Origin of the sequence: Neobacillus massiliamazoniensis, from assembly GCF_001048695.1 — a bacterium.
Classification (GTDB): Bacteria; Bacillota; Bacilli; order Bacillales; family Cytobacillaceae; genus Neobacillus; species Neobacillus massiliamazoniensis.
Genome location: NZ_CVRB01000003.1, coordinates 741326 through 761362, shown reverse-complemented (window position 1 = coordinate 761362; position 20037 = coordinate 741326). Strand labels below are relative to the sequence as shown.

General features: G+C 36.1%; 20 protein-coding genes. 16 read left to right on the top strand and 4 right to left on the bottom strand.

The genetic code is table 11. The annotated features are described in order from the left end of the window. The first annotated feature begins 458 nt into the window (after positions 1-458). Together BN1082_RS16440 and BN1082_RS16435 are read left to right on the top strand one after the other, a co-directional pair. Positions 459-1757: an MFS transporter gene (locus BN1082_RS16440; protein ID WP_090635865.1), complete on the top strand. Its 1299-nt coding sequence runs from the start codon at positions 459-461 to the stop codon at positions 1755-1757. A 48-nt stretch (positions 1758-1805) separates the two neighbouring features. Continuing rightward, complete coding sequence (locus BN1082_RS16435) at positions 1806-2558, top strand: SDR family NAD(P)-dependent oxidoreductase (protein WP_090635863.1); 753 nt, start codon at positions 1806-1808, stop codon at positions 2556-2558. Between the two features lie 627 nt (positions 2559-3185). Here BN1082_RS16435 and BN1082_RS16430 read toward each other — a convergent pair. Further along, a complete protein-coding gene (locus tag BN1082_RS16430) occupies positions 3186-3617 on the bottom strand; it encodes an Lrp/AsnC family transcriptional regulator (RefSeq protein ID WP_090635860.1) in 432 nt (143 codons plus the stop codon). 167 nt (positions 3618-3784) lie between these two features. On the opposite strand from BN1082_RS16430, the gene BN1082_RS16425 reads away from it, so the two are divergent. The 5 genes from BN1082_RS16425 (at position 3785) to BN1082_RS16405 (ending at position 8125) form a co-directional block, all read left to right on the top strand. Further along, a complete protein-coding gene (locus BN1082_RS16425; protein WP_090635857.1) occupies positions 3785-4366 on the top strand; it encodes a beta-class carbonic anhydrase in 582 nt (193 codons plus the stop codon). Positions 4367-4400: 34 nt separating this feature from the next. Then, a complete protein-coding gene (cynS, locus tag BN1082_RS16420) occupies positions 4401-4850 on the top strand; it encodes a cyanase (RefSeq protein ID WP_090635854.1) in 450 nt (149 codons plus the stop codon). A 127-nt stretch (positions 4851-4977) separates the two neighbouring features. Continuing rightward, the gene (locus BN1082_RS16415) at positions 4978-6258 is read left to right on the top strand and encodes a purine/pyrimidine permease (protein WP_090635852.1); all 1281 of its coding nucleotides are present in this window, start codon (positions 4978-4980) and stop codon (positions 6256-6258) included. Between the two features lie 193 nt (positions 6259-6451). Further along, positions 6452-6682: a hypothetical protein gene (locus BN1082_RS16410; RefSeq protein WP_090635849.1), complete on the top strand. Its 231-nt coding sequence runs from the start codon at positions 6452-6454 to the stop codon at positions 6680-6682. Positions 6683-7012: 330 nt separating this feature from the next. Then, positions 7013-8125 carry a PepSY-associated TM helix domain-containing protein gene (locus tag BN1082_RS16405; protein WP_090635847.1) on the top strand — a complete coding sequence of 371 codons (1113 nt, stop codon included), beginning with the start codon at positions 7013-7015 and terminating at the stop codon, positions 8123-8125. A 216-nt stretch (positions 8126-8341) separates the two neighbouring features. On the opposite strand, the gene BN1082_RS16400 is transcribed toward BN1082_RS16405, so the two are convergent. Beyond that, entirely contained in the window at positions 8342-8587 is a 246-nt protein-coding gene (locus BN1082_RS16400) for a hypothetical protein (RefSeq protein ID WP_141650876.1), read from the bottom strand. 185 nt (positions 8588-8772) lie between these two features. Between BN1082_RS16400 and BN1082_RS16395 the strand changes: the two genes are divergently transcribed. Beyond that, positions 8773-9318: a GNAT family N-acetyltransferase gene (locus BN1082_RS16395; RefSeq protein ID WP_090635842.1), complete on the top strand. Its 546-nt coding sequence runs from the start codon at positions 8773-8775 to the stop codon at positions 9316-9318. Positions 9319-9790: 472 nt separating this feature from the next. On the opposite strand, the gene BN1082_RS16390 is transcribed toward BN1082_RS16395, so the two are convergent. Continuing rightward, complete coding sequence (locus BN1082_RS16390; RefSeq protein WP_090635839.1) at positions 9791-10576, bottom strand: CsxC family protein; 786 nt, start codon at positions 10574-10576, stop codon at positions 9791-9793. An 82-nt stretch (positions 10577-10658) separates the two neighbouring features. On the opposite strand from BN1082_RS16390, the gene BN1082_RS27695 reads away from it, so the two are divergent. From BN1082_RS27695 to tnpB (BN1082_RS27980), 5 genes are all read left to right on the top strand, one after another. Continuing rightward, positions 10659-10877 carry a hypothetical protein gene (locus tag BN1082_RS27695; RefSeq protein ID WP_176699838.1) on the top strand — a complete coding sequence of 73 codons (219 nt, stop codon included), beginning with the start codon at positions 10659-10661 and terminating at the stop codon, positions 10875-10877. A gap of 216 nt (positions 10878-11093) precedes the next feature. Beyond that, positions 11094-11540, top strand: a complete 447-nt coding sequence (locus tag BN1082_RS16385; RefSeq protein WP_090635836.1) for a carboxymuconolactone decarboxylase family protein — start codon at positions 11094-11096, stop codon at positions 11538-11540. A 506-nt stretch (positions 11541-12046) separates the two neighbouring features. Then, positions 12047-12241: a hypothetical protein gene (locus BN1082_RS16380; protein WP_090635833.1), complete on the top strand. Its 195-nt coding sequence runs from the start codon at positions 12047-12049 to the stop codon at positions 12239-12241. Then, positions 12238-12426 carry an IS66 family insertion sequence element accessory protein TnpB gene (gene tnpB, locus BN1082_RS28935; RefSeq protein WP_090635830.1) on the top strand — a complete coding sequence of 63 codons (189 nt, stop codon included), beginning with the start codon at positions 12238-12240 and terminating at the stop codon, positions 12424-12426. Before BN1082_RS16380 ends, tnpB (BN1082_RS28935) begins: the two co-directional genes overlap by 4 nt. Then, on the top strand, positions 12356-12610 hold the full coding sequence (tnpB, locus tag BN1082_RS27980; protein WP_090635827.1) for an IS66 family insertion sequence element accessory protein TnpB: 255 nt from the start codon (positions 12356-12358) through the stop codon (positions 12608-12610). The genes tnpB (BN1082_RS28935) and tnpB (BN1082_RS27980) overlap by 71 nt, the downstream gene beginning before the upstream one ends. A 335-nt stretch (positions 12611-12945) precedes the next feature. On the opposite strand, the gene BN1082_RS16365 is transcribed toward tnpB (BN1082_RS27980), so the two are convergent. Further along, positions 12946-14184, bottom strand: coding sequence for a helix-turn-helix domain-containing protein (locus BN1082_RS16365; RefSeq protein ID WP_090635824.1), 1239 nt, complete (start codon positions 14182-14184; stop codon positions 12946-12948). A 162-nt stretch (positions 14185-14346) separates the two neighbouring features. Between BN1082_RS16365 and BN1082_RS16360 the strand changes: the two genes are divergently transcribed. From BN1082_RS16360 to BN1082_RS16350, 3 genes are all read left to right on the top strand, one after another. Beyond that, positions 14347-16635, top strand: a complete 2289-nt coding sequence (locus BN1082_RS16360) for a glycoside hydrolase family 3 C-terminal domain-containing protein (RefSeq protein WP_090635821.1) — start codon at positions 14347-14349, stop codon at positions 16633-16635. A gap of 130 nt (positions 16636-16765) precedes the next feature. Further along, positions 16766-18052 carry an MFS transporter gene (locus BN1082_RS16355; RefSeq protein WP_090635819.1) on the top strand — a complete coding sequence of 429 codons (1287 nt, stop codon included), beginning with the start codon at positions 16766-16768 and terminating at the stop codon, positions 18050-18052. Between the two features lie 256 nt (positions 18053-18308). Then, complete coding sequence (locus BN1082_RS16350) at positions 18309-19868, top strand: carboxylesterase/lipase family protein (RefSeq protein ID WP_090635817.1); 1560 nt, start codon at positions 18309-18311, stop codon at positions 19866-19868. Positions 19869-20037 lie beyond the last annotated feature (169 nt).

The window sequence follows — 20037 nt, the reverse complement described above, 5'->3', positions numbered from 1 at the left end:
TAATGAATAATTACCTATATATTGAGGGTGTGAAATAAGGATTAACCATCAATATAAAGGATAGTTCTGGTTGGCTGTGAAATTGTAAAATAAAAATGTGAAGATTTTGTGACAACTTTCAAAATACGGAATCACTCTTGAGTAAATTTCCATCGTTTATAGACCTTGGGCCTAGTGGTTCTAAACATAAAAAATATTGGACCTCCGCGATTTTAATATGGAAAAATACCACATAATCCTTAGCGTGGTGGAGAGATACCCTATTTCTATTATACGGCAACAACGCTTTGCCAATTAGAAAATATGTGATGGAACCCAATCAAATTGAAAACGGTTTATCAAACGACCTTAAAAGAAAAAATTGGAGTGAATCCAAATTCTAATTGAAAGATTTGTTTCTATTATACCTAATAAGAGGTTAACTTCATTAATAATGTTTTAGGGGGATGGACATCTAGATGGACAAGTCATTACTAATGAGTAAGAAGCCATTAGAATCGAGTAGGAAATACAGCTGGGTTCTTTGGGGAATCATTACTTTTTTGTTTTTTGGGAATTTAATTAATTTCTCTGAAAAAAATATTGTCGGCTATTCAGCGGAATTAATTATGAAAGATTTTGGTTTGAATTCTAGCCAATGGGGATTGGTGGGAAGTGCTTATTATTGGATATTTCCAATTGCCGGGATTATCGGTGCTGCATTTTCTGATCGTTTTGGAACGAAAAAAATCCTTTCCATTCTTATGTTATCGTGGGGCGTCCTACAATTTGGGGCTCTAGCGATTAATGGGTTTAGTGCGCTGATTCTATATAGAGTCCTATTAGGAATCTTTCAAGGCCCATTTGGTCCAGTGGCACTAAGTCATATCAATAAGTGGTTCCCCGCTGAAAAGCGCGGAGTCACAAGCTCTTTATTTACTTTAGGAGCCACAACAGGAGGATTAGTTTTAGCGCCTGTAATTGTTGGACTTACAACATTTGGCTGGAAAGTTGCTTTTGCCGTATTTGGAGGAGTAAGTGTAATTTGGTTTCTCCTATTTATGATCACTACAAAAGAAAGCCCGTCCAGTATAGAGCAAAAGGCAGCAACAAAAAATACGGTTGAAAATAGTATTCAAAAGAAAAGTAGTAAAGAAGTAGTAAAGGCAATTTTTTCACCAACTTCTATTTTCACATTATTTCTGGCCTTCTCTTCTTTTATTTTCGTCGTATGGACGGCAATTTGGATGCCGAACTTTTTAACTAAAGTGACAGGTCTGACTTCTAGTCAGATGGGGGTAGCTGTATCAATAGTTGGAATAAGTTCCGCTGCAATCATTTTTCTAGTGTCGATGGTATCTGATAAAGTGCTAGCAAAAACTAAAAATTGGCGTTTATCCCGTGTAGTAGTAACGGGCGTATCAGCTGTTATTGGCAGTATGTTACTTGCTTCTGTAGTGTTTATACCAAATCCTATTTGGAATATCATTGCATTTGGTGTGGCATATGGTTTAACGGGTGCAAACTTTGCGATTGCTCCACAAATCATGATGACGCTAGTACCGGAGCGAAGTGGTCTTATGGCAAGTATTTTAATGTCATTTCAAAATGTAGGTGGAATGATAGCTCCTGTAGCCACTGGATTTCTCATTGGTTTATCAAAAGATAATATTATTCAAGGATATAATAATTCTATTTTAATCGTGTCAGGTGCAATTCTATTATGTTCATTATTATTTTTGTTGTTTGTTAATCCGAATTTAAAAAAGCAGGCTTAATTATTTTTTTTGATATAGACATCTAATTAAAGAAAGGAAGGGTTTATTATGAGATTACAAAACAAAGTTGCAATTATTACTGGCGGAGGAACTGGAATTGGTAGGGAGACCGCATTAAAATTTGCGAAAGAAGGGGCAAAGTTAGTCATTACTGATATTAATAAAGAAGCGGGTATGAACACTGCTAAAGAGATTCTAGCAATGGGTGCTGAAGCCATTTTTGTACAACATAACGTAAGCAACGAAGACGATTGGAAAAAGGTTGTTAGTGAAACGAGAAGCCATTTCAATAAAATCGATGTATTATTTAATAATGCAGGAATCTATATCATCAAACCTCTTGCAGAAATAGAATTAGATGAATGGAATCGTTTAATGTCTATAAATGTAACAGGAGTTTTCCTTGGTATGAAGCATGTGATGCCTGTGATGGCAGAACAAAAGAGTGGTTCTGTAATTAATGCTTCATCAATTGCCGGTTTATTTGGAGCTCCTGGACATGTTCTTTACGGGGCAAGTAAAGGTGCGGTTCGCATCATGACAAAAGATGCTGCTATTGAATTCGCTAGCAAAGGTGTGCGTGTAAACTCTATTCATCCAGGATTTATTGAAACTGCAATGACAGATTATGCTTCAGAAGCAACTGGACGTACGAAAGAGGAATTAAATAACGCGTATCCACTTGGAAGAATGGGCAATACTGAAGAAGTTGCACATACAGTTGTATTCCTTGCATCTGATGAATCTTCTTTCACAACAGGGGCAGAGTTCGTTATTGATGGTGGAGCTACTGCAAGATAATTCGAGATGATTCCTGAAGTGAATATACCTTTAAGCTACAGAAATTTATTTTGATAGTCTTTGCTGAACAAAATTAATACTCTTTTCAAACAAAATCTATTTTAGGGAGTTAAGCTACCATGGCTTGACTCCCTTTTTTATATAATGTGATCTATTTCCTACGATTCACTCTCAAAAGGCAGACATAACACGACTAAACAACAATTCTTAAAAAAGATAAGAGTCTTCTCTAATTCGTTTAATTTTACGTAGTCAAATTTTAAAAGTAAACACTACTACATCTATGTTTATCTGCCATCACTATCCAAGCCATGTGGAGTGTGCGAACAACGGTTAATATACTTGTTGCTTGAAATTGCTAACATTTTGCTAACGCAATCCGATTAAAAAAGGTAAAATCCCGTTAAAGACGTTACAGACAAAAAATGGTAAAAAATTAATATACCGCACTTTTCGCACACTGCATGTAAGATATTACACACCCTCACCTTACGGACGGCATGATGTAATCTTTGACCACATTTTGACCACGAAACATATAGAAGGAAATTGAATCGATACAAGCATCAGGAGTTTTCTGAGTTAGTTAGATGTTAGGTTGTGCCTGCAATTAAGACATATTCGATCTTATTTTAACTTTCCTATTGATAGGTTAACACGATAATTCCCGTACTTTAATAGTCGGCCTAGAAAGTTATCCAATTCTTCATTGGAAGCAAAATGTGTTTTTAATAAATAACATCCATCACCACTTATACGATGTACTTCAGAAATTCCTTCTTCTTCTTGAAAGAAATTCATAAACTCTTGATGATTAGCTGTTATAACGAACAAAGTAACAAATGCAGTTACTATTTGTCCTAATTTGATTCGGTTTATTGCGATTGTATATTGTTCAATAATCCCTAAATCCTCTAATCTTCGAATTCGATTTCCTACAGCCTGCCCCGTCATATGTATTTTTTGACCAAGTTCTTTCCATTGTATTCTTGAGTTTTCTCCTAATAATTTCAGTATCTCAAAATCTGTTTGATCAATGATATAAACCAATCCTTTCATCGTGAAAGTAGAAAGCCAGAAAGTGTTTCGCCAACTTATTCTGCTTATCGATACAATTCACTATACTTAGTTTATCCTCTTACATCACATTATTTATCAGTTATATTTACTAATAACATAGAGGACGTAACCAAAAAATACATCTAGATTTAAAGGAGGTTACAAACATGTTACTACAAGAAATTTTATCGTACAATGAGCAATTTGTAGAAAATAAGGAATACGTTCCTTATGAAGCAACAAAAATGCCTCAAAAACGTATGGTTGTCGTGTCATGTATGGATGCTCGATTGGTGGAACTGCTACCTAAAGCTTTAGATCTCCACAATGGTGATGCTAAAATCCTCAAAACTGCAGGTGGAACTATTACTCATCCATTTGGCAGTATTATGCGTAGTATCGTTACTGCTGTATATGAACTTAATGCAGATGAAATTTATATTATTGGACACCATGCATGTGGTATGAGCCAAAGTAACCCGAAAGGGACATTACAAAAAATATTAGATCGTGGAGTGGCATCACCAGAAATTTTATCAGCTATTGAATATGCTGGAATTGACCTTGAAAAGTGGTTATTTGGATTTGATAATGTCGAAGATTCAATTCAAGCTAATATTAATTTAGTAAAAAATCATCCTTTAATTCCTAAAGACGTACCTGTACATGGTTTAGTTATTGATCCTCACACAGGTAAATTAGATTTGTTAGTTGATGGATATAAAGCATTAAATGGTGTGAAAAATTAATTATTATTACTTAAATGGAAGGAAGTTATTAGATATGAATAGAAAAGAAGCTACGCAAAAAATTATGGAAGCAAAAATTGCAAAAGGTTTAACATGGGAAGAAATTTCAAAGGTAAGTGAAAACTCTGAGACTTGGGTTGTAACAGCGTTATTAGGACAAGCTACAATGACACGTTCAGAAGCAGAAAAAATGGGTGAACTATTAGAGTTAGCTGAAGAAGTAGTTCAAGCATTAACAGTAGTTCCACTTAGAGGTGAAGTAATGCAAATGCCTCCTACTGACCCAATCTTATATCGATTATATGAAATGATGTTACAATACGCACCAACTATTAGAGAATTAATCCTAGAAAAAGCTGGCGAAGGTGTAATGAGTGCAATTAACTTCCACCTAGGTGTGGACACACAAGAAGATCCAAAAGGTGGCGACCCTCGTATCGTTATTACACTTAACGGAAAATTCTTACCATTCCGTACATGGTAATTAATTAAAAAAATCTATCTATAAAGTTTAAATGATTTTATAAACCTAAAAAATCCATCTTTTTTATTCTATGTATAGAAAGGATGGATTTTTACTATGAGATTCTTTTTCTAAAAGGGGAAATAATATGAATAAAAAATACTTTGATACCAGCTTTAGTATCCTACAGTGGTTTTTGTTTTTATTAGCAAATGCAATTGCATTGCCTATCATTATTGGTGGTATATTCCATTTATCAATAGAAGATATTTCAACATTAATGCAGCGAACTTTTTTAGTTGTGGGAGTAAGTTCATTTATACAAGCTTGGTTGGGGCATCGCTATCCCATTGCGGATGGTCCAGCCGGTTCATGGGTAAGTATATTTGTCATACTGGGACAAATAGCTATGCAGCAGGGACAAAGTGCAAAAGATGTATTAAAACTTTTAGAAGGTGGATTAATTATTGCAGGTATATTACTCTTCGTTCTTGGTATAACAGGGCTTGTGCATCGAATCCTACGTTTATTTACACCTTTGGTTACAGGAACTTTTCTTTTAATCTTAGCTCTTCAGCTTAGTGGTGTGTTACTAAAAGGAATGATGGGATTACAAGGAGCTGTAACTCATCCTGATTATACAACAGCTACTATTGCACTCTTTGTTTTTGCCATTATTACTTTCTTATCAATTAAAGGGAAAGGATGGATGAAAAGTTACGCTGTGTTACTTGGAATTTCATGTGGTTGGCTTTTGTATGCTTTTTTAGGAAAATCGTCTCATATGCCTTCTCATACACCGTTAGTTAAGTTACCAGAGATATTTGCTTGGGGCACACCTAGATTCGATATTGGAATGACTCTAACTGCAACTTTATTTACATTTCTTTTAGTTGCAAATACGATTGCTGCTATTTCGGCTGTTAAACAAGTGGCTCCGTTATCTAAAGAAAATGAAAAGCAAACACTGAACCGTGGTATATGGGTCGGAGGTATATCACATGTTATCTCGTCTTTGTTCTCTACAATTGGAATTGTACCATTACCTGCATCAGCAGGATTTATTCAACTAACAGGACAAAAAAAAGTGAAGTCGTTCCTTATAGCAAGTCTCATATTAGCAGGAATTTCTTTTATTCCCTTAATTGTAAGCTTTATATCCTTGCTACCAGGTCCTATTGCTAATGCCGCACTTTTAGCAACATTTGTCCAAATGATAGGAATTTCATTTCAATCGATTTTACGTGAAGAATTAAATCAACGTCGATTAACAATATTAGGAATTACATTATTAATCAGTTTGGGTATCATGTTTCTTCCAGAAAGTGCATTTAGCGGAATTCCTTCTTCCTTACAATATGTTTTAAGTAATGGATTACTGGTAGGTACCATGATTGTCATTCTACTGGAACAGTTTTGGAAAGAGTAAATATATTGGATGAAGTGATTGAAGGACTTGGTAAGAGGTAGTTGCTTGGGGTATGTCAAAGAATATAAAAACTACAACCTTAGATAAAATTTGGGTGTTGACAGGCACCGTCAAAAATTGAATATCCTTGATTAACATTCCTCTCAAAAAATCTCCTTTTCTACAATATTTACTCAACTCTCGCAGAGTGAAATTGGCAAATAAATCTGAAGGCGAAGGAACGGTTATCACAATGGGCATTATTAAAGTGAAGTTTGATTTATTAATCTCTTTTTCACTAGCGGGGCATTACTTGTACAACGGTAATGCTTTTCTTATTGAAGTAACTGGCAGGTTTGTTGAAGAAGGGAAATCAAAGAATGATAACAAATTAGTTAGTTTCACACTTAATGTTTGCGAATGGATTGCATTGCTCAATAATTAATCGCACAGCCTTTACCTATTGCTGTTGATTTAAGTGATTCTTGTTAATCTACTTATGGCTTGCAAAGTTCTGTTATGATCTATATCCTTCGGCAACAAAAAAACCGATTAGATTCAAGCAAAAAAGAATAATCAAATGGATATTTTTTCACATACAGTCGAAAAAAACCCTTAAAATGGGTAAACCGAATAAACCTCACTTTTTATTCGTTTTTATTTGTGAAGCTGGGCGATGGAAAGGATGTGAGTGGGATTACTACATCTCTCCTTTCTGATGGTGAGTACAATTACTTGGTGATAAATATATTGTGGAAAGTTGGTTTTTTGTAAAATGCGTAAAGTCATTGGAAAAATTCATTTATGGTTGAGCATGTTCGTAGGCATTTTTATCGTATTAATTGGACTAACAGGAAGTTTACTCGTATTTGAACCTGAAATAAATTCCCTGTTACATCCTGAGTTGTATAAAGTCACAGAAGGCAAAAAAGTAACGTATCAACAAGCCTTGAAAATTGTATCACATTCATTTCCAAAAGGTGATATTAATCGAGTATATACACCAAATGCACCAGATTCTAGAGGTGTTTTCTTATTTCAACTTAAAGAAGGTCCTAAACAGGAAACAATCTATGTGGATCCAGGAACAGGTCATATAAATGGAACAGTGGGAGATAAATCATTCTTTAATATTATCCTTTATTTTCACATATCTCTTCTCCTAGAAAATTTCTATGGTGAAAATATTGTCGGTATCATTGGATTTCTATTCTTCTTTATCACTTTGTCAGGAATATATTTATGGTGGCCAGGGATAAAAAAGTGGAAAAGTGGTTTTAAAATGAGACGCAGTAAAAACGCATATATAAAGAAATATGATGTACATAAAGTCATCGGAGGAGTGTCCATTCCATTTCTTTTGATTGTTTCATTAACTGGTGCTCTGTTTGCATACGATGAAACAATATTCGGTTGGTTTGGCTTACATGCCAAGGTGTCACCTCCACAAAAGAACCTTATTTCTAAACCTCTTCCAACGGGGAAGCTTTCACTAGATCAACTTTTACGTATTGCTGAAAAAGAAGTACCTAAGGGAAAAATTGAGCAAGTTATAATACCAGGAAATAAGGGGAAAGGATTGTCTGAAGGGGCTGTTGAAATTCGTCTTAGTCGTTCTTACGATCCGGGGAATGGAAACATACGTTTATGGTTAGATCAGTCTAGCGGAAAAATAGTTGGTAAACTAGATCCAAAAGAAAACAGCGGGCTCCTATATCAAATATGGCATCTACCATTACATACAGGTAGTTTTGGAGGAATATTTACCAAAATTTTATATGCAGCTGGCGGTCTTACTCCATCTATTCTAATGTTCACCGGGACTTATATGTGGTTGTATAAAAAGAAAAAAAGAAACCAAAAAAATAGATCGGTACATGCCGCATAATCATCTAGGTGAAGCATAAAAGTATCAATCAACTCAAATTTGTTAATCATACCTTTTTGCACTAAAAATATACGGATATAAAAATGTCCAAAGAGAGATTGTGAATTATTGTACTTAAGCCTATGGGGGCTTTAGTTGAAGAAGATGTTCAGGAACCAAAATGGTCCTTTTTTTAATTATAAAATATTGAATTCACTATAAAAGGCCCAGCATTAGCTAGGCCCCAGAGATACCAGGAGAATGTTTGAAAGTTCTTACAAAATCGACGAGACATGTCTCACATATATCAAATTTCCATCTTTCTTCATCATACATTGATCCATAAGGAAAAACTATGTTGAAAGAATGAAATTCATTTTCTTCTAGACCGTATTCAGTTAATGCTAAGGTCTTTCCACATTTATTACAGGTAATCGCTGTAGGTATTTTTTTTGTAACTTTTACTTCTTTAAATTCTTTCATAATCTCATCTCCCATCTAATGATTGATATGTGCATGTAATTTCTCCTTTACTCGTAGAATATCTCATGAATTACATTTTTTGCAATACATACATAAGAATTTCATTATCTATTTGTAATTAAACAAAAAGGCAGGTTAATTGAACAAGTGAAAAAGTGATATTCTAATTCTGGGAGGAGATTTTGATGAGGTTGGCAAGCACAGAACTAAAAACAGAGAGAATTTATTTACGAGAATTCCAGTTAAGTGATTGGCAGGAAGTACATAAATACGCATCACAAGAAAGGGTATGTAGATACCAGCCTTGGGGACCGAATTCGTTAAAAGAATCTCAATCATTTGTTAAACAAGTTTTAGTTGATTCAGCAAAAGAACCAAGAACAAGATATGCATTAGCTATTAATAATAAAGAAGATAGATTAATTGGAGCTGGAGAATTAAACATTAGGGATGCCCATAATAAAAAAGGGGAGATAGGTTATATAATTAATCCAGAATATTGGGGAAAGGGGATTGCAACGGATGCTGCAACACTTATAATCGGTTTTGGATTTCATCAATTAAAACTTCATCGTATTTATGCAACCTGTGATCCAAGAAATATAGGTTCAATTAGAGTTTTGGAAAAGGCTGGGATGACAAAAGAAGGAAGAATTCGTGGAGATTTATTGATGAAAGATGAATGGCGTGATTCCTTATTATTTAGTGTTTTAGAGAATGAATGGGTTTAATTTCTTCTTCAACTATCGGAGGATATAGTTTAAGATCACCAGCTGCTTCGGCGGCTTTTTTTCTTATTCCACTAAAGTGGCAGGGAGTTGAAGAAGGACTATTTTTATGGACTAAAAAAAGCTAAGATTTAATCCCCTAGCTTTTTGTACGTAAGAATATCAATTAAATAAAACGAACATCTCTATAAATAAAATCACCGTTTGGATTTGTTTCATAATCAAAACAGATTAACTGAAAAGGAATACTATCTTTTGTTTGAATTGAACCTAATATTTTAATCCCATTTTTAAAAAATATTTCTTCTACTTTTTTGAAGCGTTTTTACCTTCTTCAGAAAAATTTAATTCGTTTATGATTTTTTCTTTATCGTGTGCATCTTTTAGGACTATTTGAGTGTTATACAAGGATTGAATTGGAGGAAAGGCTCTATTTACAAGAAACAGAACCTCTTTCCTTACATATGAACATCCATTAAACTGGAGGAGTAAGTCCAGTAAGCAAAGGAACGACTGAAGTTGCTGTAATGGCAAGCTGCTGAGTTTGTAATACTTTTACAGTAAGTTCCAGGACGAGTTTTTCAGTCAACGTGAAAAAAAGTCCCTCAGGCGTTGGTTCCGTTGGCGCAAAATCAAGTTCAAAGAAGTTTGCGGCTACTAACTCACCAAATGGCTGTTCATTGAATTTGACAAGATTGTTGAAGAAGAATTTATCCAAGCGAGCATTTAAGTTGTTTACATCACTAAGGAAACTAGACTCCGAAGATTCATTAATACCTAAGATTGGTAGATTAATGAGCGTTCCAGCAGATGTACTAAGTTCTGTAAAGCCGGTGAATGGAATATCGACAATTTGATCTGTAAGCTCTACAGTACATGCCGCAGGATTAGCCGTAGTATATTCAATATTTTTACGAATATGCCCTGATATAAATAATTTAGCTCTTGAAAAGGTAAAAAAGTCAGTGCCATCAACACGTGCAAATGGTGCAACCGGAACAAGTTTCACTTGATCCAGAAATACATTTTTTTTCACTCTTTTAATTTCAGATGCACCAATTCCAAGAGAAAATGTTGCCTCTAAAGGAATTTGGATTGTTGGTTCTGCTAGTACAACAGGAACTTTAATCCTATTAACCAGTGATGCATTCGCTGTTCCGGTATTTGCACTCGTAAATGGTGTTAATGGTGTTGTTGCTACTGAACAAGGACCAGGGGGGGTCCATGGATTGACTTGCTTGATTGGGTTGAAGATTATCATTACATCCCATTAAAAACACCTCATTTCATTATAATTTTTTTAGGTTTTACATTGTTAAAGTATTCTTTGGACAAGTTAAAGAATGGACAAGTATAATAGTCGTTCACATATTTTTATAGAAATGGGCTTTTTGGGCGAGCAGCCAGGTCAAACGGAACAACCAAAAGAGAAAGATACGATTAATAGAGAACTGATAGTCACTACAATCCAAGAGAAAACACGACATGGGAGGATTTCGTTAGTTACCAACGGCATGTATCCTTACCGTTCTATCATTTTACACATTACTTATCACAATTAAATGGACTCGAGTAAAGTCAAGAATTGTGAAGAATTGTACTTAAACAAACGGGTGCTTAAGTTCAAGAAAGTAAGGCTGCTTCGGCAGCCTTTTTCTTATTCGACTAACAGAACAGATTTGTTGAATAAGTTTGAAGGAGATATTAATCGGATTAGATAATATTTTTTTAGGTAGTTTAATAAGATATTAAATAAACTTTTTTAGGAGGTAATTAAATTGGAACAACGAATTGATATTTACAAGGTAGCTCCACCAGAAGCACATAAAATAATGATGGAAATGGTGAAGTACACGAAAACTACAGGTATAGACCGTAAACTTCGTGATCTTATAAATATTCGGGCTTCTCAAATAAACGGCTGTGCACATTGTTTGAATATGCATACAGCAGATGCTCGAAAAATGGGTGAAACAGAACAAAGAATATATTGTATTAGTGCTTGGCAAGAGTGTGAATTCTATACAGAAGCAGAAAAAGTAGCTTTAGAGTTGACAGAGCATGTGACATTAATACCGACAAAACGTGTTCCAGATGAGCTTTATCAAAGAGTGCGTGAACACTATGACGAAAAACAGTATGTTGACCTTGTTCTAATAGTTAATCAAATTAACAGTTGGAATAGAATTTCTATTGCAATGGGGATGACAGCAACTGAAAAATAATTATTCTCGGGCGAACATCATATGGGTGTTCGTCACAGGTTGTAGACAAAAGGCATCCAAATGAACCAACTTGGATGCTTCTTTCTATTATTTATATAGAGTATATAAATCTCGCCTTGCTTGGTCTTCCTTATGTCATTTCAAAATTTTTTATAGTTTTCCAATATGAAGGTCGCCTTTATTCCTAATCCACAGGAAAGATTGTGAAACATTGTACTTAAAGTAACGGGTTGCTTTAGTTCAACAAAAATTAAATGATTTTAGGTCTAAGACCATATTTTTGTTATTCCATTATAGGGCGCGATTATCGAAAGATGAACGCGCGTGCCTGTTTTATGTTTAGGACAGGTTGTAGAGGATATAGTCCAGCATTAATAGTGGTGAACCGTATCATAAGTAAATGAGGTTTTTTGGTTTCTTTCAGTAAGCCCGTATTCAAACAACGCATTTAATGCATCAACACCTCCCGGTATGATAAATCTATCAATTTAAGGAGGTGCTTTCATATGCCACATCAAAGATTAAAAATTGTCCCCGTCACATTACATACCGAAAACGAAAATACTTCTGCAAAACATCCATCGATGCCTTCCTCATATCCTATTTGCACAATCAAAACCGGTAATACTGAAAATTCTTTCTTTAACGACGTAGATGAGCGCATCATTAAAACCGTTATGAAGGAGTTGAAAAATGGATGAAGTACGATTATACAAGTGTAAAAAACATTTACATCATTTGTGGTAAAACAGATATGAGAAAAGGAATTGATAGGCTAGCAACACTGATTCAAGATTGTTTCGAACTTGATCCCTATGGTGATTCCATTATCTTATTTTCAGGGTGGAGTAAAGACCGTTACAAATATTTTGTATTTCGATGGTGATGGATTCGGCATGCTTTATAAACGTTTGGATAACGGCAAACTGCAATGGCCCAAAGATGAAAATGAAGTACGCAATCTTTCACAGCAGGAGCTTCACTGGCTCCTTGAATGGTTATCGATCCAGTTAGTCAAAGGCGATTCAACTTTTATCAAAAGGTGTGTTCTAAATTCGTTAAGCTACTAATTTTATCTTTATTCCGCTGTTCGAACTAGTTTAATAGGAAGAACAAGACCGAAAAGATTCAGCGGGAATGTAGCAAATAAATGAAATAAGCCGTAATTCGATTGAAAAAATCAGAATTTACGGCTATTTGTGATGCGTACCGAAAGGTACGCTTATTTTTTATAATTCGGGCTTACTTCTTTCAAATCTACGGAAGATCCAGTTTTTTATTATAATCTTACAAATATATTTTTTGTAAAGAATTATTAAATTTCCTCTATTCATATTGTCTTCTGCATCTAAAATTTGAATGGTTGAAAAAGTTATCCAGTTTTTGTCCTGTTTGAAAATCAATGTTATTCAACAACTCCATTAATAAATTGTTTTGGTGTAATGCCGGTGAATTTTTTAAAGACTTTTGTAAAATAGCTTTGGTCATGAAAGTTTAAAAAACTGGAAATTTCCGTTAAAGAATGCTTCGTATAAGTCATTAAGCTTTTTGCTTCTTCTACTTTAGCATGTTGAATATATGTGCGCAGAGAAATTCCCACTTCTTTTTTAAAAAGGACAGATAGATAACTAGGATTCATGGCGGTCAATTTTGCTAGATGGGAAAGGGTAATATCTTCGTAAAGATGAGTAAAAATATAATTTTGACAAGTGCTTATCGGTTTGGAATATTTATGTTTTTTCCCTTTTTTAACACGATCGGTGAATTCTAATAAGGCATTTTCTAAAAATTTGATTACAGTCTTACTATCGTTTAGTTCCTCAAGATTCTGGATAAATAAATCACTAAGGGTGTAGGCAATTTCAGGATAAAGACCACCATCTACGGCCGCTCTTGTCGCAAGTGTAATACCTGCGATTGCTAAATTTTTTTGGCTCCGTAAGTGGCTTGTTTTGGATAGCACCCCTGGTTCCCCTGATTCATGTAGTGTCCTTAGATTATTAATTAAATCATCCTTATTTCCTTCTTTAATACACTCGAAGATTTTTTTCTCAGCTAGTGGATCGGCATGAGTCAATATATCTTGACGGCGTTTTGATATTTGAACATCGGGCTGTTCCAATTCAAACCTTTCCTTTACAGGTAGGTTATTATGCTGGAAGATCTCAACCAAGTCCAATTTTTGTTGATAAAGCATGTAATAAAAGATCAAGCTTATATTTATAAAATCTAAATTGTTTACAACGGGAAGGGAATGAAAATACTGAACCATTTCATCCTTGTTTATTTTGATTTGAAAAAAATCGTTCAGGATACCTTTAATTGATTCCTCCGGTAGCCTGAAGTAAAGGACTGGCCCGACAATGATTTTCCCGTTAAATTGATTATTTGACCAGATGCCGATCGAGAAGTAGTTTTCAAGATAGACCGTTTCCCGAAGTACTGGAAAATGCAGCGGATCATTTTCCGTAAATAGTTGGCCTAATATATCCTCTTTCGAAGAAAACAAGGGGTTTTGCTGAAAATTGTTTGAGATTTCAAACACTAAATCCCCATTATTGTCCAAAAAATAGAAAGGTATTTGATACAGGTCAAAGACTAACTTGCAAATATATTCTAAATCCTTATATTTGGAGAAATTCATCCTCACACCCTCCCTCATATTGTAAATATTTAGCGGACTTCCTTGGGATATTACCTGTAATTTTTACTATTTTTCTATAGAACATACCATAGTATCAAAAAAATAAAAACTATAATAGTTGTAAGAAAACGCTTTCTAAATACTATTTGTAGGAGGTTTATGATGGAAAGGGATATTAAAAAAATCATTTCACAAATGACTATTGAGGAAAAGGCAAGTCTGTGTTCCGGATTAGACTTTTGGCATACAAAAGGGATTGAACGATTAGGAATTCCTTCGATCATGGTAACAGATGGACCGCATGGGCTAAGGAAACAGGCAGAGGGAGCAGATCACTTAGGAATTTATAACAGTGTCCCGTCAACTTGTTTTCCATCAGCAGTAGGATTAGCAAGCACCTGGAATAAAGAATTAATAAATAAAGTGGGTGTTGCATTAGGCGAGGAATGTCAGGCTGAAAATGTAGCTGTTCTCCTAGGGCCTGGTGCCAATATTAAGCGTTCTCCGCTTTGCGGAAGAAACTTTGAATATTTTTCCGAAGATCCTTACTTATCGTCTCAAATGGCAGCAAACCATATTAACGGCGTACAAAGTCAAGGAGTAGGAACATCTTTAAAACATTTCGCTGCTAATAATCAGGAGCACCGCAGAATGTCGACCGATGCGATTGTTGATGAGAGAACATTGCGGGAAATCTATCTTGCAAGCTTTGAAGACGCTGTTAAGCAGGCACAGCCATGGACGGTAATGAGTGCTTACAATAAGATAAATGGTCAATATGCATCTGAAAATAATTATTTGTTAACGGATATTTTAAAAGATGAATGGGGATTTGAAGGCTTTGTCGTTTCTGACTGGGGTGCTGTAAATGAACGTGTTGCCAGTTTAGCAAATGGGCTGGAATTAGAAATGCCCTCAAGCTATGGAATCGGTGAGAAGAAGATTGTCGATGCAGTAAACAGTGGTCAGCTTTCAGAAGAAAAGCTTGACCAAGCAGTAGAACGACTCCTTACCATTATTTTTAAAGCTGTTGATAACAGGAATGAAAATGGAGTCTTCAATCAAGAAGCCCATCATCAGCTGGCACGTGAAGTCGCAAGAGAAAGTATGGTTCTATTAAAAAATGAAGATTCTATTCTTCCATTAAAAAAAGCAGGAACAGTAGCAGTTATTGGTGGATTCGCTAAAACACCACGTTTTCAAGGTGGTGGAAGCTCACATATAAATCCTACAAAACTTGAAAACATTTTAGAAGAAATTGAAACCGTTTCGGGTAAGAATACAACTGTTTTATTTGCCCAAGGCTATAACTTAAACAGCGACGAGGTAGATGATCACCTAATTAGTGAAGCAAAAGAAGTAGCAGCTGGTGCGGATACAGTGATTCTTTTTGTTGGTCTTCCTGATCGCTGTGAATCCGAAGGTTATGACCGTGAACATTTAAGGATGCCAGAAAATCACGTTCGATTAATTGAAGCTATTGGAGAAGTTCAAAGTAATATCGTGGTTATCTTGAGTAATGGTGCACCAATTGAAATGCCATGGATGGGTAAGGTAAAAGGAATACTTGAAGGCTATTTAGGTGGACAAGCACTTGGGGGTGCGATGGCCGATTTATTATTTGGTGATGCGAATCCAAGCGGGAAATTAGCGGAAACATTCCCGAAAGCCTTAAGCGATAATCCATCGTACTTAAACTTTCCTGGTGAAGGGGATAAAGTAGAATACAAAGAAGGCGTGTTCGTTGGATATCGTTACTATGAAAAGAAGAATATTGAGCCGTTATTCCCATTTGGTTTTGGTTTAAGCTATACAAGCTTTGAATATAGCAATCTCAAAATAGATAAAAAGGAAATTCAAGATACTGATTGTGTTTTGGTTAGTGTAAACGTAAAAAATACTGGCAGTGTCGCTGGAAAAGAAATTGTTCAGCTCTATGTAAAGGATACAGTAAGCGCTGTAATAAGGCCCGAAAAAGAGTTGAAGGGCTTTGAAAAAGTGGAATTACTACCAGGTGAAGAAAAGAAAGCTACTTTTACATTAGATAAAAGGTCATTTGCTTACTATAACGTTGATTTGAAAGATTGGCATGTGGAAACGGGTGAATTTGAGATCTTAATCGGAAAATCTTCAAGAGAGATCGTTCTTTCAGACAGTGTTCATGTTCAATCAACCGTTTCAATTCGAAAACCAGTTCATCGTAATACGACAGTTGGCGATTTACTTTCTGACCCTGTTTTAGCACCGATTGCCAAAGAACTTTTAGCCAAAGCTAACGAAAATAATCCGTTAATTAATATGGCTGAAATGGAAAGCGAAGCATCCGAAATGATGGCTGCAATGATGCAACATATGCCTTTGCGCGCATTGGTTAATTTTAGCCAGGGGCAATTTACTGAAGAAATGCTAAGTGGAATGATAGAGCTTTTAAATGGACAACAAGTAAATTAACAGATTTTTATTCCACTATCTCCATTTTAGATGGAGATAGTGGGATTAGCTTTTAAAGATGCTGGAAATGTCCTCTGTTATTTTTACAAAACATTGTAAACGGTTTCATCTATTTTTAGGGGGAAATATTATGGAAACGATTAAAACACCTTTTCCGCGATTGGCTGCGGGTATCGTAATTGGTTTTGGGCTGATGCTCATGGGGTTCTTGACCACCGGTGCACTATTGGTGCCACTCAAGGTTATGGCTATCGACCCTAAGGGTTACGCCGCATCCTATGGTCTGGTGGCAGGTGTAAGCGCAATCTTTGCCTTAATCGGTAACCCAATCGGTGGTGCCATCAGTGACCGAAGCACTGTGGCTTTCGGAAGACGCCGTCTTTGGATTTTATTGGGTTCACTAATTGGTTCAATCTGTATCATGTGTATTTTATTCTCGAAAACCATTTTAGGCGTCGTGATAGCATGGTCAGCAGCACAGTTTTTCGTTAATTTCAGCTGGGCGGCTTTTACCGCTTTGATTCCAGATCAGGTTGAGGAATCCAAACGTGGTACCATGTCGGGTATATTTGGTATTATCATGCCTGTTTTTTTGACTGCAGGAATGATATTGATTAATATTATCGTCCATGCTACCGATGCAGTTAAATTCACCACGTTCGCATGTATTTGCGCTATCGGACCAATCATCAGCTTGTTTATTATAAAAGAAGGCAAGGTGGAATTCGTCAAAAAGAGCGATAATAGATCCTTTGGTGAAAAGATCAGCAATATTTTCCCGAGTCCTAAAAAATATCCTGAGTTTTCATGGGCTTTGTTTTCAAAGTTCTTACTGATGATGGGATATTGCAGTTCCTTTTACCTAACAGTTATGCTGGGTAACCGTATGCATATGAGTCCGGCGAAGATCACATCCACTTATTCTATAATCATGATTGTGAGCTTTGTTTTTACTGCTATTACCAGCCTTGTGGGTGGCGTTTTATCAGACAAAGCCAGAAAACAAAAAATCTTTCTTTATATTTCTAGCGTGATTATCGCAATCGGTATTGTGTTGTACGTTATACCGAACGTAAAGGCCTTTTTTATCGCAAGTATTGTGATTAGCCTAGGCGGAGGCTGCTTTATGGCTGTGGATACGGCTATGGTTTCCCGCGTGCTGCCTAATAAACAGGATACCGCCAAGGACTTTGGAATCATGAACGTTGCCAATACCCTACCACAATCGCTGGTGCCTGCAATAGCACCGCTACTTCTTTCGATTGGAGGCTGGACCTTCTTTTATATATTCCTTGCACTCATGCCGATTATATGTATCTTCACCATTATGCCAATACCAGATGTAGGTCATAAGCTGAAGTCTGAAAGAGAACCGGAAACAAATATCCTTGCTGGAACGGTAGTGGAAACAAAATAAGAAGGTAAGTTATATGGTTTCTTCAGAAGCACAAACTACTGCCGGTGCTTACCGGAAACTTGTGGATGTTCTTGCAACCAAAAAAGATGTTGTGGACTGCTAGGGAATCGACATGGTGGTCAAAAAGATTCCCGATCTTGACGTTGATGGTGACCTTGAGCCTAGAGTATTAAAGGTTTACAAGTAATTATCAGACAAAATGATGTCAATGTTGTTTTTCTACGGTGGCGGATTTTTGATATTGGAGGGAAAAAGGATGGCAAAAAAATTTGTATTTGATGAAGTACCTGTTGTTCAGACGAAAGCAGGTCAATTAAAAGGTTATTTTTATGACGGAGTTCATATTTTCAAAGGAATTCCTTATGCACAGGCAAAAAGATTTCAGATGCCAGAGGAAGTAACTCCATGGGAAGGTATAAAAGATGCTACATCATATGGATATGTATGTCCCCTGATGCAACAGGATAATCCAACTGCAGAACTGATGGTGCCACACCGTTACTGGCCTCAGGATGAAAATTGCCAGAATCTGAATATCTGGACGAAAGCTCTTGATGAGAATGCTAAAAAACCAGTTTTGGTATGGCTTCACGGTGGCGGATTTACCGCTGGATCATCGATTGAACAGATAGCATATGACGGTTTTAATATGAGTCATTATGGGGACGTAGTGGTAGTGAGTGTGAATCACCGTCTCAATATCCTTGGATATATGGATTTTTCCCCTTTTGGAGAGAAATATAAAAATTCCGCAAACGCCGGTCATGCTGATCTTGTAGCGTCTTTGAAATGGGTTCATGAAAACATAGCCCAATTTGGTGGAGATCCTGAAAATGTTACACTGTTCGGACAGTCTGGCGGCGGTATGAAAATTACCGGTCTGATGCAGATACCGGATGCGGATGGACTATTCCATAAGGGAATTGTTATGAGCGGTATTGACGATGGTAGGCTGATGCCTCAACCAAAAGGTGATGGAAGAATGATTGTAACAGCCATGCTCGAAGAAATGGGACTTTCAGAAAATGAAGTAGAAGTTCTAGAAACGCTTCCTTACAATGAACTGGTAAAGGTCTATGGAAAGGTATGTCCAATGGTTATGCAAAAGGGCGGATATATGGGCTGTGCGCCATTAAAAAATGATTATTATTATGGAGAACCTCTCATACATGGATTTACCGAACACGCAAAGACCATTCCACTGATGGTAGGTTCTGTATTTGGTGAGTTTGCCTTTAAACCAGCGACTTTTAATAAATATGAGCTTTCTGATGAGCAAGAAAGAGAAATGCTTGGTAAGCGTTTTTGTGAGCATACACAGGAGCTTATCGATTTGTTTGCTAAAGCTTATCCTGAAAAGAAAGCGATTGATTTAATATCACTTGATAGAATTTTCCGTATGCCTTCTAAAGAACTGGCAAAACTGCTGGCAGAAGGAGGAAAGGCTCCTGCTTTCTTGTATCATTTCACTCTAGAATTTCCTATTACTCATGGAAAGGCAGCATGGCATTGTTCGGACATTCCTTTTGTCTTCCATAATACAGATAAAGTTGAAATATGTAATATTGATGGCGTTTCAGATGAACTGGAAGAAAAGATATTCCAAGCAGTCATTCATTTTGCAAATACAGGTAATCCAAATCACCCAGGACTGCCTGAGTGGCCAGCTGTGAAACCAGAGGACGAGCCTACCATGATTTTTGACCGAGATTGCAAGCTCCGTAACAATTATGATGACGAATTGATGAATTTGTTTGATGAGGTATGCGGTCCTATCAGTCTTGCCGATTTATTCGCACAGGACGTTCAGCATTAAGAAAAAGTGCCGTGCTGGACATGAGATACCGGCTAAGTTGAATAGAAGCATTACCACCATTATAATGCGTATTCGTATCATCTTTCTATCAAAACACACGATGAGTGCTTATCGCAGATAGTTTTAAAAGAAGAAGCAGGTTCCCATTAAAGGGAAAACCTGCTTCTAT

Coding starts and splice junctions, on each gene's coding strand:
- BN1082_RS16435 (WP_090635863.1), top strand. CDS start 1,806: ATGAGATTACAAAACAAAGTTGCAATTATTACTGGCGGAGGAACTGGA.
- BN1082_RS16405 (WP_090635847.1), top strand. CDS start 7,013: ATGCGTAAAGTCATTGGAAAAATTCATTTATGGTTGAGCATGTTCGTA.
- cynS (WP_090635854.1), top strand. CDS start 4,401: ATGAATAGAAAAGAAGCTACGCAAAAAATTATGGAAGCAAAAATTGCA.
- tnpB (WP_090635827.1), top strand. CDS start 12,356: ATGGTGATTCCATTATCTTATTTTCAGGGTGGAGTAAAGACCGTTACA.
- BN1082_RS16350 (WP_090635817.1), top strand. CDS start 18,309: ATGGCAAAAAAATTTGTATTTGATGAAGTACCTGTTGTTCAGACGAAA.
- BN1082_RS16390 (WP_090635839.1), bottom strand. CDS start 10,576: ATGATAATCTTCAACCCAATCAAGCAAGTCAATCCATGGACCCCCCCT.
- BN1082_RS16395 (WP_090635842.1), top strand. CDS start 8,773: ATGAGGTTGGCAAGCACAGAACTAAAAACAGAGAGAATTTATTTACGA.
- BN1082_RS16425 (WP_090635857.1), top strand. CDS start 3,785: ATGTTACTACAAGAAATTTTATCGTACAATGAGCAATTTGTAGAAAAT.
- BN1082_RS16415 (WP_090635852.1), top strand. CDS start 4,978: ATGAATAAAAAATACTTTGATACCAGCTTTAGTATCCTACAGTGGTTT.
- BN1082_RS16400 (WP_141650876.1), bottom strand. CDS start 8,587: ATGAAAGAATTTAAAGAAGTAAAAGTTACAAAAAAAATACCTACAGCG.
- BN1082_RS16440 (WP_090635865.1), top strand. CDS start 459: ATGGACAAGTCATTACTAATGAGTAAGAAGCCATTAGAATCGAGTAGG.
- BN1082_RS16430 (WP_090635860.1), bottom strand. CDS start 3,617: ATGAAAGGATTGGTTTATATCATTGATCAAACAGATTTTGAGATACTG.
- BN1082_RS16355 (WP_090635819.1), top strand. CDS start 16,766: ATGGAAACGATTAAAACACCTTTTCCGCGATTGGCTGCGGGTATCGTA.
- BN1082_RS27695 (WP_176699838.1), top strand. CDS start 10,659: ATGGACAAGTATAATAGTCGTTCACATATTTTTATAGAAATGGGCTTT.
- BN1082_RS16380 (WP_090635833.1), top strand. CDS start 12,047: ATGCCACATCAAAGATTAAAAATTGTCCCCGTCACATTACATACCGAA.
- BN1082_RS16360 (WP_090635821.1), top strand. CDS start 14,347: ATGGAAAGGGATATTAAAAAAATCATTTCACAAATGACTATTGAGGAA.
- BN1082_RS16365 (WP_090635824.1), bottom strand. CDS start 14,184: ATGAATTTCTCCAAATATAAGGATTTAGAATATATTTGCAAGTTAGTC.
- tnpB (WP_090635830.1), top strand. CDS start 12,238: ATGAAGTACGATTATACAAGTGTAAAAAACATTTACATCATTTGTGGT.